Annotated in this window: 13 protein-coding genes; 9 read left to right on the top strand and 4 right to left on the bottom strand. The window is 46.3% G+C overall.

The annotated features are described in order from the left end of the window. Positions 1-142: 142 nt before the first annotated feature. A complete protein-coding gene (locus QUA78_RS02340; protein ID WP_333300086.1) occupies positions 143-1,249 on the bottom strand; it encodes a FecR family protein in 1,107 nt (368 codons plus the stop codon). A gap of 671 nt (positions 1,250-1,920) precedes the next feature. Between QUA78_RS02340 and petP the strand changes: the two genes are divergently transcribed. From petP to QUA78_RS02300, 8 genes are all read left to right on the top strand, one after another. Next, positions 1,921-2,121 carry a cytochrome b6f subunit PetP gene (petP, locus tag QUA78_RS02335; protein WP_333054278.1) on the top strand — a complete coding sequence of 67 codons (201 nt, stop codon included), beginning with the start codon at positions 1,921-1,923 and terminating at the stop codon, positions 2,119-2,121. Positions 2,122-2,320: 199 nt separating this feature from the next. Further along, entirely contained in the window at positions 2,321-3,415 is a 1,095-nt protein-coding gene (locus QUA78_RS02330) for a Get3/ArsA fold putative tail anchor-mediating ATPase NosAFP (protein WP_333300085.1), read from the top strand. A gap of 213 nt (positions 3,416-3,628) precedes the next feature. Continuing rightward, positions 3,629-4,090, top strand: coding sequence for a hypothetical protein (locus QUA78_RS02325; protein WP_333300084.1), 462 nt, complete (start codon positions 3,629-3,631; stop codon positions 4,088-4,090). After that, positions 4,087-6,717, top strand: coding sequence for a tetratricopeptide repeat protein (locus tag QUA78_RS02320; protein WP_333300083.1), 2,631 nt, complete (start codon positions 4,087-4,089; stop codon positions 6,715-6,717). The genes QUA78_RS02325 and QUA78_RS02320 overlap by 4 nt, the downstream gene beginning before the upstream one ends. A 6-nt stretch (positions 6,718-6,723) precedes the next feature. Then, positions 6,724-7,149, top strand: a complete 426-nt coding sequence (locus tag QUA78_RS02315; RefSeq protein WP_333300082.1) for a hypothetical protein — start codon at positions 6,724-6,726, stop codon at positions 7,147-7,149. A 170-nt stretch (positions 7,150-7,319) separates the two neighbouring features. Continuing rightward, positions 7,320-8,648 carry a hypothetical protein gene (locus tag QUA78_RS02310; protein ID WP_333300081.1) on the top strand — a complete coding sequence of 443 codons (1,329 nt, stop codon included), beginning with the start codon at positions 7,320-7,322 and terminating at the stop codon, positions 8,646-8,648. A gap of 100 nt (positions 8,649-8,748) precedes the next feature. Next, entirely contained in the window at positions 8,749-9,129 is a 381-nt protein-coding gene (locus tag QUA78_RS02305) for a peptidase (protein WP_333300080.1), read from the top strand. A gap of 1 nt (position 9,130) precedes the next feature. Beyond that, complete coding sequence (locus tag QUA78_RS02300) at positions 9,131-9,535, top strand: HEPN domain-containing protein (RefSeq protein WP_333300079.1); 405 nt, start codon at positions 9,131-9,133, stop codon at positions 9,533-9,535. A gap of 97 nt (positions 9,536-9,632) precedes the next feature. On the opposite strand, the gene QUA78_RS02295 is transcribed toward QUA78_RS02300, so the two are convergent. The 3 genes from QUA78_RS02295 to QUA78_RS02285 all read right to left on the bottom strand — a co-directional run bounded on the left by QUA78_RS02295 (position 9,633) and on the right by QUA78_RS02285 (position 15,171). Further along, complete coding sequence (locus tag QUA78_RS02295) at positions 9,633-11,693, bottom strand: elongation factor G (RefSeq protein WP_333300078.1); 2,061 nt, start codon at positions 11,691-11,693, stop codon at positions 9,633-9,635. Positions 11,694-11,991: 298 nt separating this feature from the next. Beyond that, positions 11,992-13,905, bottom strand: a complete 1,914-nt coding sequence (locus tag QUA78_RS02290; RefSeq protein ID WP_333300077.1) for a heavy metal translocating P-type ATPase — start codon at positions 13,903-13,905, stop codon at positions 11,992-11,994. Between the two features lie 177 nt (positions 13,906-14,082). Next, a complete protein-coding gene (locus QUA78_RS02285) occupies positions 14,083-15,171 on the bottom strand; it encodes a flagellar assembly protein H (RefSeq protein WP_333300076.1) in 1,089 nt (362 codons plus the stop codon). A 305-nt stretch (positions 15,172-15,476) separates the two neighbouring features. Here QUA78_RS02285 and QUA78_RS02280 point away from each other — a divergent pair, with 305 nt between their 5' ends. Then, the gene (locus tag QUA78_RS02280) at positions 15,477-16,580 is read left to right on the top strand and encodes a precorrin-8X methylmutase (RefSeq protein WP_333300075.1); all 1,104 of its coding nucleotides are present in this window, start codon (positions 15,477-15,479) and stop codon (positions 16,578-16,580) included. The last annotated feature ends 359 nt before the right edge of the window (positions 16,581-16,939 follow it).

Below are 16,939 nucleotides of genomic sequence, written 5' to 3'. Positions count from 1 at the left end.
GGCGCAAAATATCTTTAATTTGACTACCGAGATTCACCGCGAAATGCTTCGCACCTAGACAAAATAATCAACCCAGATAGGACTTAGGATCTAACTTACGTCCTCAGAGACTGCGCGCGCACTTTACTCTTAGATAGGTTGTTTAGTGAACTGCGAGGCTGTAATGCTGTTCTGTGATTGACGGGCCTCGCACTACGATTTTGAGGCGGCGACTTGGAGGTAAAATTCCTTGGATTTTGAAGTTGCCCTTTCGATCGATCTTAATCACTTCGTTGTTAACATAAATTATGTTTATCGGGTTAATTTGACCGCTGAGGCGATAGATATTGCCGCTGAATCTCAACAAACTGCGGACTTTGAGTTGAGCTAGGCGAGGGCTCGCTGAGGGCGCCACGGGCGAGGTTTGAGGGAAAATTGTCGTGGCGTTGCCGCCGTTGACAACTACTTCCGAGTCGGTGCTGCTGGATACTACGACTGCACCTTCAATAGTTTCGACTGCGGTTTTGCCGTCGCCGACGCTGACGCCAAAGGAGGTGCCGCGAACTCCGGCCACGCCTTCTGGGGTTTCAACCCTGACTGGGGCGGTTTTGGCAGAACTTTTTTGTTGGGCAATTTGACTGGATTTGCCGAGTCCGCTGAAGGTATTGAGGGCGGCTATTTGGTTTGGGGGGATAATTGCTGAGGTGTTGGCTGCGGGAGTTGTCGCAGCAGTTTTCCCGATCGACAACCTGACTCGCCCTCTGCTGACAAAAACCGCTGTGTCTTTTTCGACCCCTGCACGGCTTGACACATCAGATATTCTGACTGCGGTTTTTTCGGCAACTTCCACGATGCCGGTGTTGTTGTCGATCGCTAAACGGGCTGTGGAATCGGGGCCGGTGATGATTTCGTCTCCGGGGGCGAGTAGCCGATCGCCCACAACCGCCGGCCGCCCTTTAAAGCTTACTGTACCGCGAATTTCTTCTATTTCGAGCGATCGTCCGGCGGCTGTTGCCTGAGCCTTTATCGTCTCTGCTGGGGATGAATTCGCCGCCACTGTTGCCGGATTTTTTGGAGATTGTGAGTTTGTTGGCAATGCTGGCGGTCGATCGACCGAGACAATTTTAGTAGCGTTTGACGGCTGTTTGGGGGATGGAGAGAGCGGACTGGCGATCGCCCCACGACCGAGCGGCAGACAGGCGAACACAGCTAACGATAAACTTAGGAGCGGAATTTTGGTCGATCGCCCACAGATAAAAATTTTATTCATAATTTCAATTTTGTCATTATTGAAGTTTCTAGACTTCCTTTCCTGTATTAGACACCCTAAATCCGGCAATCGTTCCACTTGTTCTGCCGTAATACAGCAACAAAAATAAACTTTCTCAGCCTGTAATTTTAGCATTAAATCTTCTTTTTATTGTCAGATTGTAGTAAACTGTTACAACATGACAGTTTACTACAATCTGACCTTCGGAAAATTTTGCAAGCCAGACTCCAAGTGCTTTGCAGCATTAATGTCAGCCGGTGTCAACGTTACAAATGGAAGATTTATATATAATAAACATAAAATTATTTACTGCTTCTGAATGTCTTTTGGCTTCTTCCGGAAGGATGACTAATTAGAAATAAATCCTGTAGTTGTGACAATTAATAAAAAGATTGTTTTTGCGAAGGGATAAAAAATAATTATCTCCGTGGTGCGCGAGACTCTGGGAGTTGAGCTTGCCGCTGTGGAACCTGATGAGGCAAACCCAAGCGAATCAGGGTAGACGATCGACCAACGGCGACTAGAATACTGTTTTTTAGGGAAAGTTGGTCGAAATTGCGATGGAAAATCATAGCGAGCGATCGACGGAGGGTGTTGCTGTTCCGAAGTAGACGCCAAACTGTAAAATAAACGGTTGTATATAGGTTATATAGAGCAGGAGAACAATTTCAGTGGCAATAGAAGTAGGTCAGAGAGTGAAGGTGCGCCGTCTCAGAGATCGGATACCTGCAAATATGGTGGGCAAGATAAAGGAGAATCCAGTAGGCACTGTTGACGGATTCAGAATGGTGGACGGTAGCGGAGTAGGTGTGGTTGTCAAGTTTGACGGTTTTGCGACTTGGTTCTTTGAAGATGAGCTAGAACCCGTTTAACAGAAGGCAGTTGTCAGTGGGCAGTGGGCAGTCGGTAGTGGTTCTTTCTGATTCCTGATGTGTGAGTTGTTAGCTGCTACCAATAACAACTGACAACTGACAACTGACAACTGACAACTGACAACTGCCCCCCTCCCCCACTCTGGCTGAAGGTTGCGCTTAAATGTTAAAGAGTAAGCTTTGGCAGTGAGAACAGAAAATGGCTTTGATTTTGACATTTTTGGGCAAAGGCGGCACTGGCCGCAGCACGATCGCGATCGCAACAGCTAAAAAATATGCGGCTCAAGGCAAGCGAGTTCTGCTGCTCGGCCAAGATCCGGGGCCGGGATTGGGAATCCTGCTGGCAACTCCCCTGACTTCCACTCCCCAAGAAATAGCCCCGAATTTGAAAGCAGTTCAGGTGCAAAGCGCGCCGCTGCTAGAACGCAGGTGGGACGAAGTTAAACAACTAGAAGCTCAATATGTCCGCACTCCGTTTTTCAAGCAGATTTACGGTCAAGAATTAGGAGTTTTACCGGGAATGGACAGCGCGCTGGCGTTGAACGAACTTCGGGAATACGAGGACAGCAAACAATACGATGTAATTGTTTATGACGGCACCGGCGGCATGGATACGCTGCGGATGCTGGGAATGCCGGAAATTCTGAGTTGGTACATCCGCAGGTTCCGTCAAGCTTTGGTAGATTCGGATTTGGGTAAAGCTTTGTCGCCTTTTATTCAGCCGGTTTTCAGTACCGTGTTGACTGTGGATTTGTCTGGGGATAATCCTTTTCAATCGACTAAGCAAGTCGATAATCTTTTGGATAAGGGTAAGGAAGCGCTGGCAGATCCGAACCGCACGGCGGCTTTTTTGGTGACGACTGGCGATGCAAGTGCGATCGCAACTGCCCGCTATCTTTGGGGAAGTTCTCAACAAATTGGCTTGACTGTGGGCGGTGTCATTGTTAATCAAGCACCGATTACAGAAGCTATTACTGGCGATTTTGATCCTTTGACGGCTGTTTCGGTTCCGGCGCACAGCGACAATAATTGGCAGCCACTAATTGATGCTTTGCCAGATTTTTCTGAGGCGGCAAAAGCTCCTAAACCGATTAACATAAACATTGCACAGCGTCAAGTTAGTTTGTTTTTGCCTGGGTTTGACAAGAAAGAAATTAAATTGATTCAATCCGGGCCGGAAGTGACGATCGAAGCGGGCGATCAGCGGCGCAATATTTTGCTGCCTCCGGCGCTGACTGGAAAGTCTGTTACTGGTGCTAAGTTCCTGAATGGTTACTTGATTATTTCTTTTTAGGGTAAGAAACAAGATCGTTTGTAGTAAGGACTAAAGTCCTTAGTTTCCCGAAAATTATGTGGGTAGGGAGACGGCATTGCCGTATCCTCTGGGGCAAAAGTCAGGACACGGCAGTGCCGTTTCCCTACAATTAATCGAGGGTAGGGAGACGGCATTGCCGTGTCCTCCGTTGCTTATGTTACAATTTCCAACAACACATCACCAACCCAGCCAATGCTCCGACAAATTTGGCAAAACATCCTCAACCTGTGGCGACAAATTCAGCGACATTTCCGCAAACAACCTGCACCCCCACCGCCAAAGCCAACTCCGATTCGCACTTTTGGGGAATACGAACAGAAATTTTTGCAACTGTTAGAGGGTGTTGAACAAGGCTGGAGTCGGGGCGAAATTAAAGGTTTTTTAATCGGCTGCAAAATCAAAGATGCTGAGTGGAAAAACTGGCTGCAAGAATTTGGAGAAAGGTTGCTGGTATCCCCGGAAAATCATTTAGAATTGGGCCAGCGAATGGTGCGGCTGGGTGCGGCAAATTGCGGGAGAATCAGTGAGGTTGCTGGCAATATCGGCAGGCAATTGTTAACTGGGGAGAGTTTAAACCCGACTCCAACAGATGATTCATCTGTTGGAAATGAAAATATTATTACTCGATTGTTGGTAAGGGAAAGACAGAAATGAGTCAAGAGGTAGAAGCATTATTTAACCAAGGAGTTGATCGCTATGAATTGGGATATTTAGAAAGCGCACTTGATTGCTATGACAAAGTTATAGAAATTAAGCCTGACTTCCACGAAGCTTGGATTAATCGCAGCAAGGTGCTAGATCGATTAGGTCGTTATCAAGAAGCAACAACCAATTATTACACAGCAATAGCACTTCAATCTGGCAACAAGAAGGTTTTGTTTGATCATTGGTATGATCTAGGGTGTGAATTAGTAAATTTAGGGCAGCATGAAGAGGCGATCGCACTCTACGAGAAAGCCTTAGAAATTGACCCCAAATACCAATATGCCTGGAACGGGCTGGGCAATGCCCTAGGAGATATGGGCCGCTACAGTGAGGCGATCGCACTCTACGAGAAAGCCTTAGAAATTGACCCCAAATACCACCATGCCTGGAACGGGCTGGGCAATGCCCTAATAGAATTGGGCCGCTACAATGAGGCGGAAGCAGCCTTCGAGAAAGCCTTAGAAATTGACCCCAAATACCACTATGCCTGGAACGGGCTGGGCAATGCCCTAAATGGTTTGGGCCACTACAGTGAGGCAAAAGCAGCCTGCGAGACAGCCTTAGAAATTGACCCCAAATACCACCATGCCTGGAACGGGCTGGGCAATGCCCTAAAAGATTTGGGCGACTACAGTGAGGCGGAAGCAGCCTTCGAGAAAGCCTTAGAAATTGACCCCAAATCCCACATTGTCTGGAACGGGCTGGGCGCTACCCTAGGAGATGTGGGCCGCTACAGTGAGGCGATCGCACTCTACGAGAAATCCTTAGAATTTACAGATGATCAATACTGGAGGGCTTGGGACAATCGAGGTTGGGCATTTTTCAACTCAGGGCGCTACAGTGAAGCTATTCAAAACTGGGATGAAGGCTTACAGAAATATCTGCCCAGCAACCACGACTATCGCCTCGCTTGTGGCAAATTGCACCATCAAAAAGGCCAGGTACACTACCAACACGGCAAACAAACAGCCACTTATTTTGAATCTTTCGACAAAGCCAAAGCCAGCTACGAACAAGCCCGCGAATTCTTGAAATCGCCCCTCATCCCAGAAACTTATTTAGAAGTAATGCAAGGGTTAATTACCGTCTGTCGCAGCTTGGGAGATCCCAAAACCAGGGAGTACCTTACCGAAGCTACTACCCTCTTAGAAACCTTACTTTTAGACAATGAAACTCACCCCGAAATCAAACAGCGACTCCAGCGCAAATTTGTCGGACTTTACCAATTAGAAGTTGATACCCTCATCGAGTCTGGCGACAACGTAAATGCCCTGGAAAAAGCCGAATCGCGGAAAAACTTTTGCCTGCAATGGATGCGCGCAACTTCGCCAAACCCCACCGCTAGCCCGACTTATCCCCAAATCCGAGACTTAGTGGCAAACAACACCGAAACGGCGATGATTTACTGGCATCTCAGCCCCGTTTCCCTGACTGCTTTTATCATTACCCTAGAAAAGTTTGAAGTTATCTGCACACCTGTCACCGATATATTCGCAAAGGACAACAGTCAGAGTTTAGAAAAATGGCTGGAAAACTGGAAAACCAACTATCAAAATTACGGCAAAACTACCAGCAAACAGCCAAACAAAGAATCCCATCCCTGGCGCGAGTCAATGACAGCGCAATTGCACAAACTCGCTGACATCCTCAAAATTCCCGAAATTTGTACGCACCTCACCAATATCCAACACTTAATCTTAATTCCCCACCGCGACTTGCACCGGCTGCCCCTAGATTCTCTATTTTTTCCTCCCTTTTTCGCAGAGTCTTTTACAGATACTCGGCAAATCAAAATCCGCAGGATTACCCGCCTCCCCTGCGCCCAAATTGCCATCCAACAGCAACAGCAAAACCCCACGGAAATTGCGCCCAATTCACTGTTGATGGTAGAGCACTCACAAGGCAAAAGCGCCTTAAAATTTACCCAAATAGAAGCAGCCGCCATCAAACAAATTAACCATACTCACCGCGCCTCCAATGCAACCACTAAAACCGCAATTATTGAAGCACTAAAAGCCAATAGTGGCATCTTTCATTATACAGGTCACGCCTACCACAACACCGAAAAATCCGAGGCTTCGGCGTTAATGTTAGCCAAAGACGAAGAATTGACATTGACCGACATTTTACAGTTAAAATTAGTCAATTATTACCTAGTCTGCCTCAGCGCTTGCGAAACCGGCATCACCAATAAAGGCGAGTTAATTGATGAATTCCTGGGCATAGCCAGCGGCTTTTTGCCGGAGACTAATTATATTATCAGCACACTGTGGCGAGTGGACGAACGTTCTAGCGCTTTGTTAATGATTTATTTCTACCAGTTATGGAAGCAGGGAATCCAGCCGCCAGAAGCCCTGCAACAAGCAAAAGATTGGCTCAGAGAACTCACGAATGGTAAGCTAGGCGAGTGGTACGCCGGAGAGTTGTTGCCTTTGCTGAGAGAGGCTAATTTTAAAAGCCTATTCTTCTTTGAAATGGAAGCTTCGCGCCTGCAAGAAAATTTAGCTAAAATAGAAGAGAAACCTTATGACCATCCCTACCACTGGGCTGCTTTCACCATCACCGGCAACGGCTAAACTAACATGACTTATCAAGAATCTACCTTATCAGGATTTGATCTGTTTGCGCCCAAAGCTTTTTTAATCTCCCTTGCCAGATTTGAAGAGCCTCTTTCACCTGAGTTGATAGCAGAAGTGAATGAAGTTGGCGCGGCTTTGGCCAGTGGCGAGTTAGAAAAAGCGTCTGCACTTATTACTATAGCTCAAAAAGATGCTGTTTTTTATGAAGATTTTCAGAAAGCTTACAAGGAATTGCAGGAACTTGATGAGTCGGAGGAAAAGAATAAGTTTCTTTCTGAGTTAGATGAAAATACTCCTTCGCGGCAGACTGATGATTATAATAATTTTTTGGCTCCTCCTTTGACTAATTCTAATCCGCAGAGTATGGCGAAGAGGTTGTTGGGAAAGGCTAGTGATTTGGTTGAACGGGTTTATCGGTTGAGGTTTTAGTCCTCTCGATCCCCCCTAACCCCCCTTAAGAAGGGGGGGACAAGAGTGTTCCAAGTCATGATTTGCAAGAGGGATATAAAAGTGTTCTCAAAGTCAACCCCTACTCCCCTTCTTAAGGGGGATTTAGGGGGATCGAGACTCGACAACAAGCGACATTTATCACATATTTTATGCTCAAATTAGTTGACCCTACCCTGAATTTATTTAGCTACACTCTCAAACAAGGGTTGGGTGTCGGCGAACCGGAAACTCGGAAAGTTTACCGCAGATTTTTAGCGAGTTTGTCTGCACAATTGCACAAAAAGCTGAATGTTTCCTTTACCCCTGAACAAAAACAAAAGTTTCTGGCGCTACATGAGGAAACAGTAGCTGATTTACCTTTTACAGGCAACCTGAACAACCATCAAGTTAAGGGCCGCTACCGCCGCTGGAATGTTAGCGATAATTATCAACTTTTATTTGACGGCTACGTTGATGATAAGTATCAACCTGACCAAGTTATTAAACTGATTGAAAGTTTGCAATATTTAATTCCCCAACCACCGAAGTTGGAAAATATCGGCCAAACTTGGATGCTTTCTGGTTGGCTGGAATCGGGGACTGATTTGGAAGCGGAAGAACTTGCAAAACAGGTTTACAAGTGTTTGTTTGAAAAAGATGGTGTTTCTCAAGGAAGCGGTCTGTTTTTAGGTGGGAAAGTAGCTGAGTTTTGGGGCGATAAGATTGAGGATAATTGTCAACTGCTGGTAATTTTGTATCCCAATGAAGCGGCTTGTCAGGAATGGGCTAGGGATTTTTATGTTAGTTGGCTGGATTTGCTGTGCTTCCGCCATAAAATTATCTGGGCTTATGAGAACAGTCTACTGTTAAAAGAACGGTTGGTGAGTAATTACAACCAAATTGTGGGGATGAGGAATACTTCTAGACTCAATCTCAAGAAACTGCTGGAGGCGATGGGAAAATTGTCGGAGTTTGCGATCGACCTTAATTATTTGGAGTTGCAACATAGTACAATTAATGTTAATCTGGAGAAGTATGAGGCTAAGCTGGCCGAAATTCAAGCCAAGGCTAGACCTACTGACGATTTGAAGTTTTTGCAGGATTTTTGCGATCGGGCTAAACAACATTATCCCAAGCAAATCCAAAAAGATATTGACAATTTTCGTCCTTGTTTGGAAATATTGCGGAGTCTGACTGATACAATTAGAGGTACGGTAGAGATTAGGAAAGCTGAGAGCGATCGCACTTTTCAGACAATAGTCGGTATAGTCGGAGTCGGGCTGTCTACTGCTGGTACTGTAGGTTCTGCGGCTGCCAATTTTAAAACGGAAATCGAAGCAACTCCTACTATCAATACTGCCATAAATACGTTTGTACCAATTTTCGCTCCGGGTTCGGGACTGAGGGTGATTATGGGATTTAGCATTCTATCGGGAGTAGCGGCTAGCCTGCTGACTGCGATAATTATAACTGTGTGGCCGCGCATTTTTCGGCGTTAGTTAGGTTGACGACATAATCGCGATCGCGCCCCACGTCCTTACAAAAGAGCGATCGTAGTTGCTAAAATATTAACAAGCAAAGCACTCCCGATCGACAATTATGACGGCCATCCAAGACCCCACCATTAAAACGACGCCCTTTGACGATTTAATCGCCGATTTCAATAAAATAAGAAGTCTCTACACAGTCGAAGAACCTCTAGAAGCCTTTAAGTTAATCATCGACCAAGAAGTGATGATAAGTTTAATTTTAGAAGCTCACTCTAAAATTAGAGAACTATTTCCTACGGAAAGATTAGGGTTAGAAGTGAAAACCGATCCAGAAATTGCCAACTGGCGATCGCTGTGGATTGCTATCTACACTAAACTCGAAGTCGATGAAGCTTTTGCAAAGTTAAACATCCTTGATGATAGTTGGTGGCTCGAAGCTAAAATAGCTGCCCCCAAAAATGATTTACATATTAGCCTAGAATGGGAGTAAAATGAGATTTGATTGGTCTGAATATTTGAATTTAGCTCAAGAATTATCTGCTACAAATAGTGACAGTTCAGCTAACAGGGAAGCCAAGTTGCGATCGGCGATAAGTAGAGCATACTATTCGACATTTTGCCTAGCGCGAAATTACTTACGGGACATTGAAAAAGACCCAAGACTTTTTCGTAAGAATCGCGATATCAACGAACATAAATATGTAGCAGACGAATTTATATACCACCCAACTAAAATGAAAAACATGGTCAAAATAGGTGAAAATTTAAGCAGATTGAGAGAACTTAGGAATAAAGCTGATTATGACGATACTATGTTTAACTTACAAAGAGAAGCGAGAAATGCGTTAGTGCTAGCTGAGAATATTATTTCAGCGTTAAGTAACTTAACTGAATAATCCCACAAATGGGAAGTGAACCCAATAAACTTTAATGGCAACTCCTGCAAAAACCCGGTTTATTGAATGAAGAAACCGGGTTTTTTAAGACAATTACCTAACTTTTACCGTTACCGTTTCCATTGCCGCCAGTTGTTAGCAAAACCCGTTTAGCTAAAGGTTCCGGCACTTCTTGCAATCGATCGAACTCCCAATTAAAAAATCCTACTCCCATTGTCTGCGATCGCAATTCTACGATCAAATTCTGCATTTCTGCGATCGGCAAATAAGCAGAAACTGCATCCCATCCCTTCCAGTCTGGTTTACCTTCGTAGCCGAGAATTTGGCCGCGGTGTCCGCTGACCAACTGCAACACCTTTGATGTACACTCGTTCGGAGCGCAAATTTCAACTTTGGCGATCGGCTCCAGCAATGCCGGTTCGCACTTCGCCATTCCCTCTTGCATCGCCAAACGCGCCGCTTGCTTGAAAGCTTGTTCGGAACTGTCCACAGAATGGTAGGAACCGTTTGTCAGCGTCACCGCTACATCTACCACCGGGAAACCCAGCGGGCCGCGATCCAAATACTCGCGCACTCCCACTTCAACGCCGGGAATGTACTGTTTTGGGACGACGCCGCCGACTATTTTGTCGCTAAACGTGAAACCTTCTCCGCGAGGCTGCGGTTGAATGTCGAGGTACACGTCGCCAAACTGTCCGTGTCCGCCGCTTTGGTGTTTGTAGCGCCCGTGGATGGAAGATGCAGGTTTGCGGATGGTTTCTTTGTACGGCACTTGCGGTAAGTGAGTTACCATCGGCAAGTTATACTTGCGGCGCAACCTGTCTAAAGCTACTTTCAGGTGGATTTCGCCTTGACCCCAAAGTATAATTTCGTGAGTGTCGCCGTGCTGTTCCCAGACTAAAGATGGGTCTTCTTCTAGCAATTTAGCTAAAGCGGAGCTCAGCTTAACTTCATCGTTGCGCTTTTCTGGGACGATCGCCAGTGCGTAGACAGGCGGGATGATTTCGGCTTTTGGCAATAATTCCTCCGATCCCAACACATCGCCTGTTTTCAAGCCTTCTAGCCTTCCCAAAGCCACAATTTCCCCCGCGCTGACGGATTGCAAACTTTGCGTTTGCTGGCCGGTCAAGCGGTACAAACCGTTAACTCGAACGCCGTTCAAAATTGCTCCGTCTGCCAGCGTCCCCCGCCACATTCTCACTAACGATAGTTTACCTCCCTGCGGCGTGTAATAGGTTTTGAGGATTTGAGCCAGAACTTTGTTTTCACTTTGTATAATGCTGCGGCGATCGGCTGTAGTTTCCGGTGTCGGCGCTTCCCTCAGCAAAGCTTCCAGCAGAGGCCGCACGCCGAAATCTTGTTCGGCGATGCCGATGAATACTGGCACAATTAAATCTGCGCCTAATTCCATCTTTAAATCGCGGGTAATTTCCTCCGCGTCGGGATTGATTTCTTCGAGCAATTCTTCGAGTAAATGGTCGTCAAAATTCGCCAATTCTTCGAGCATTTCCTGCCGCGCTGCGCTTTCTTGTGCTTTGAGGTGTTCTGGAAGCGGGACGGGATCTGCGGCGGCGCCCGGATGGTAGTGGTAAGCTTGTTCGGTTACTAAGTCGATAAAACCGATGATTTGTTCGTTTTTGCCGATCGGATATTGGTGAGGTACAATTGGTCTGCTGGAAACGGATTTGAGCGCGTCTAGCACGTCCGTGAAATTGCTGCCGCAAGTCGTTTCGTCTGTGCAAGCTCGATCGATCTTGTTGATAAAAACTAGGTGGGGAATTTCCCAATCATCGAGGAATTTAAACAGGGGTGCGAGGGTTAAAGTGCGATCGGCAACGGGTTCGCAAACAATGACTGCTGCATCGACACCGATGAGTGCATTGTAAGTTTCTTGGGCAAATTCTACCGAACCCGGACAGTCTAGAAATGTGAAGCGGACGCCTTCATATTCAGCGGTGGCGGCGTTTACTTCTACGCTCATTTTGCGATCGCGCGCTTCCGGCGAACTATCACCTATTGTGTTGCCATCTTTGACATTTCCTTTGCGAGTAATTGTCCCTGTCACCGACAGCAAACTTTCGAGCAGTGCGGTTTTACCGCTTAAATAAGGGCCAACAATTGCAACGTTTCGCGTGGCCCCAAGGACTTTTTCGTTCATATTGCCTCCAACAGAAAACTTGTTTTCCATTGCTCTTGGTGCAATCAGTTCAATACCATTTTCTAGACTTTTTCTAGGTTAATTTTTATTGCATTTTCGAGCAACTTCTGGTTTTGGTATGATTTAATACTTTTGACGCTAGCGTATTTTGAGTGACCAAAACACAAATTGTAGTTTTTCTTAATATTTGGAATTTTTAACCGCAGAGGACGCAGAGAACGCAGAGGAAGAGAAGAGAGAGACTAATAATTCCGATGAAGAGCGGATTTGATCTCACTCTTCCTCTGTCTCGATTGGTCTAATTTCTGAGCAGTCGCAAACCGCTTAATGTGACTATTACTGTAGACCCTTCATGACCGATTACGCCTAAAGGCATGGTGATGTTTCCGAGGAAATTGGCAGCCAGTAACAGTATAATGCAACTGAGTGCAAAAACAATATTTTGTTTGACAACATTTTGAGCGCGTCGGCCCAAACTAATTGCTTTAGCTAGTTGCTCTAACTTATCTGCCATTAATACGATATCAGCAGTTTCTAAAGCAACATCGCTGCCGGAAATTCCCATCGCAATGCCCACGGAAGCTTGAGCGAGGGCGGGGGCGTCGTTGATGCCGTCTCCCACCATTGCTACAGTTTGATACTGGGTTTGCAGTTGTTTAATTGCCTGCACTTTGTCTTCTGGCAAAAGTTCGGCGTACACTTCATTGATGCCTAATTGACGGGCGATGTGTTGAGCGGTTTGCTTGTTGTCCCCGGTCAGCATAATTATATGTTCTACGCCTAATTTTTGCAAGCGTTTTACCGTTGCTGCTGCTTCGGGGCGGAGGGTATCTGCTACTGCAATGATTCCCAAAAGCAGATCGCCTTTTGCCACCCAAACAACTGTTTTACCTTCGGCTTGCAACTGCTGGCTGATTTGAGCTAATTCGGAAGTTGCTTCGACAAATTCGGCTTTACCAATGGCAATGATTTGATTGTTGACTTTGCCGACAATTCCTTGACCGATTTTTGCTTGTACCTCGGTAGCGGTTGACAATTGTAACTGTTGCTGCTGGGCGGCGCTGACTATTGCTTGGGCGATCGCGTGTTCGGAATGAGCTTCCAAAGCAGCGGCAAATTGCAGAACTTCTGTTTCAGTATATCCGGCTGCTGGTACAATTTGGATAACTTCAGGTTTTCCCGTGGTGAGAGTTCCGGTTTTGTCAAAGGCGATCGCCCTGACTTTACCAATCATCTCTAATTGCGCGCCGCTTTTAAACAAAATCCCCTGTCTCGCCCCATTAGCAATTCCCGAAAGCAGCGCCGGCATAATCGAAGCCATCAGCGCGCAGGGGGATGCGACTACTAGGAAAATCAGCGCCTGATAAATTGTCTCTTCCCAATTCCAGCCCAAAACAAAGGGCGGCAAAGTTGCGAGAAGCAAGCCTAAACCGACAATTAATTTGGCATAACCGCGCTCGAATTTTTCCACAAACATTTGAGAAGGCGGCGCTGCTGTTTGCGCTTCTTGAACCAGCCGAATCACTCGCTGAATCAAGCTGCTTTCTGGAGTTTTATGAACTTCGAGTTTCAGCGCGCCGACACCGTTAATTGTACCTGCATAGACTTCATCGCCCCTGGTTTTTTCCACGGGCATCGATTCGCCGGTAATCGAGGCTTGATCGATCGCGCTGTAGCCTTCAATAATTATCGCATCTGTGGGGATGATTTCTCCGGGCTTGACTAAAATGTAATCGCCAATTTCCAATTTGTCGATCGCAACTTCCCGTTCCCCGCCGTACATTACCACCCTAGCAGTATCCGCAGTCAAACTCATCAAACTGCGGATGCTGCGTTCAGTCCGCTGCATAGCATAACCTTCCAGCGCGCCGCTAATTGCAAAGATTAAAATCAACACCGCACCGTCAACAATTAAATGATATTCTTGCCTCCACAGCCCCAAACCGGCCGCGCCCAAAGCAGCGACAATCATTAACAAATCTACATCTAATTCGCGTTCTTGAAAAAGCGTAGTTAAGCCTTCGCGGGTGCTGGAATAGCCACCGATAACATAAGCCGCGGGTAAGATTAACACGGCTACACCCAGCCAGCCGAATTGCAGGGCTAGCGAACCCAAGATTACGAGAATTCCGCACAGGGCGGCAGTCACAGCATCTGGATGTTCTTCCGCGAGGCGCCAGAGGCGAGAGATTGGGAGGGCATTGGGAGTCATTGGGGAAATTGATTTGGTAGATGACTCCTTTAGCCTAAACCTTGACATTAATGTCAATGTCAAGCTTTTGGCCCCGACTCCTTTCGGGTAGGGAAACGGCAGTGCCGTTTCCTGTATTTCCTAGAATTGAAAACCCCTATCAACTGTCGGTAAAGTCGATCGCACTCAAAACAAGTTCTACCCTGGTATCTGTCCCAATCGGGCCCTCAATTCATCAGCCGATAACTGAGGCAATTGTTCTAACAACAATGTCAATTCTTCGACAGGTAAAGCCAGTAAATTAGTAACGAGTGCAGGCAAACTCTCGCCCGATTCATTTAACCGCACTGCCAAGACATTTTCGGCTAATAATCTCACCGCTTCTTGCCTTCCTGCTGCATCCACTGCGAGCATAGATATTCCCAGTAAAATCACTGTAAACTCCGCAGCAGGTATCGTGGATACTGGAGAGAGAAACGCTATCATCAGCGAGTCTAATTCTCCAAATCTCACTCGCAGAAAATTCTCTAAAATTAAGCGCTGTTGTTCTTCTTTACCTTCTTGAATTCCTTGTTGCTGTGCCGCTTGTAACTGTTCTTGAAAAAGAGGTGCGATAGTCATAATTAACTCCCGGTCTTCTGTTTCTATTTCCTGTTCTAAATCTGCTACTAAGTTTGATTGCAGTCTGTACAGCAATTCTAACGCATTAATTCGCAGGGGATTGTCTGTACTCAAAGCGCTCAACTGGGTAACTGCTCTTTGCTGCACTTTTCCTTTACCCAAAATCCTCAGCCACAAGGTTTCGGAAATTTCTGGCAACTGATGGATGACCACAATTGCCGATCGCAAATATTCCCCCAAAAAATAGATTCCCGGCATCCAATTCGGTTCGTCTGGTTGTGCGCGAAACCCGTTCACCAGCGATTCTGAGGCTGTCGGAGTCAGAATCCACAATTTAGGCAATTCACTTTCGTTAAATGCAGTATTTTCTCTTCGGGATTGTCGCTCTAGTTTACCTCGAACGTCCCACAATTTGCTGAGGCAACTGATAACTTCGCTGACACTTACCGGGTTGCGGAACGCTTCAAAGAGTGCCGCTGAATTTGCTAGTCTTCCCAACAATCCCAAGCTTTCGATGTATTCTGGGACTGCGGCGTTCGGAGTAAAGTAAACATCTATTTCGCGCACTTCGGAAGTGACATCGCGGCCGATATCAACTATCCCTGCTGGAGAGAGCAGTTCTTCTAGGTATTCTTTGGCAAAGCGATCGTGAATGAATCGCGTCATTCGATTTTAAATGGTAGATTTTAGATTGATTTACTCTAATAAATATTATCACAATTTAAAGATTTATGGGTGTTTTCAATTATATGAAATACCGTAGGGACGCGGCAGTGCCGTGTCCGGGCGGCACTATGTCAAATAAAAACCGTTAGCTTGAAAATTTAGGCAAACTTTAAAAAATATTGTTACAATCCTAAGTCTTATACTAATTATTAAAAGTCGCATATCCCCGCGCGGGACAGGGCAATGCCGTTTCCCGACATATCGCATACAATCTATATTTATCTCTACTTTTTATAATTGGTATTATGCAACAAGAATACCTGACCATCAAACAACTTACAGAAGCGGTACAAGGCACAATTACCCCTCGGATGGTGCGACATTATCACGCTTTGGGGCTGCTATCTCCGGCGGTGCGATCGACCTCTAACTACAGACTGTACACCCGCAGCGACGTGCAAAGACTGCAAAGAATAGTCGCACTCAAACAGCAAGGCTTTCAACTGTCTCACATCCGCAAACTGTTAGAAACAGACGCGGATGCTTCTCCTGACGCGCTGATGGCGACTCTGCAACAGCAATATCAGTCGGTAATTCAGCAAATTGTTCGCCTCAGAGAAACGGCATCAGCCCTGGAAGGATTGCTGGGACGGGATCTTTCGTGTCAAGCGGTGCAAGCGGGCGCACTGGCACAATTGAGGCTGTTGCAGGCGGAAACTGAGGGGGGGTTGGGAGAGTTGGAACAACTTTGGGAGGGTTGGGATGCGGCGGCGCACACTCACCCGGAGGATTTTGGGGAGTCGTTGCAGCATTTGTTGCCGGATTTGCCCGATCGCTCGGAAATTGAGGTAGACTTGCTTTCTAAACTGGTGTTAGCCTGCGGAGATTGTTCGCTGCTGCCGTTTGTGAAGTTGAGCGAAACGGCGATTAAATCGGCGCGGGAAGCTTTGAATAATCAGTGTCAAATTGTGGCTGATGTGCCGCCTGTTTTTGCGGCTTTGGATCGAACTAGATTGGCGCATTTAGGAACAAGTATTGCAACTTTAATTGATGACCCGCACATCAATGCTGCGGCGGAAGCGGAACAGGAATTCTGGCTGCAGCGTGAGTGGTTTGAAAAGTTGTTGAAACTGGAAAAAGGATGTATATTGGCGATCGGATATGCGCCGTCTGTGCTGATGGCGGTTTGCGATGCGATCGAGAGTGGGCAACTGCAACCGGCTTTGGTGATTGGAATGCCGATCGGTTTTAGTCATTCCCCAGTGGCGAAACGGCGGTTAGTGCGATCGGGCGTTGCTTATATTACAACTGTGGGGACTTTTGGCGGCGGGTTGTTGGCGGCGGTTGCTTTGAATGCTTTGGTTGAGTCTTTGATTGAAAAGCCGAATTGTCACTGTCATCTCAAGTAAAAATTGGCTTGAGAAAAGCGTACAAATCAAATTCTCCTCTATCGGGATTTGTTTGATAGCGCAATTCTGGCTTGAAACCTAGTTCAAAGAGTATCGCAAAAAGAAATGTTTATATTCTAAGTATTACTCCGATTTTCGGGATTTTAAACAGCAATATCTGATATCAATTCCGGTAACACCGGAATGATATAAACGCAGGACACGGCAGTGCCGTTTCCCTACAATTAATTGGGGTAGGGAAACGGCACTGCCGTGTCCTGATTGTGGGTAATATAATTCCGATGCTACCGGATGTGATATAACTGACTTACTCAGGCTCCTATCACCCATAAACAACATTTGGATTCTCTTTTAACCTA

It is taken from the genome of Microcoleus sp. K4-B3, assembly GCF_036704615.1.
In the GTDB taxonomy this organism is placed as follows: Bacteria; Cyanobacteriota; Cyanobacteriia; order Cyanobacteriales; family Microcoleaceae; genus Microcoleus.
The sequence above is the reverse complement of the archived record's forward strand: the minus strand, read 5'-3'. Positions and strand labels throughout refer to the sequence as shown.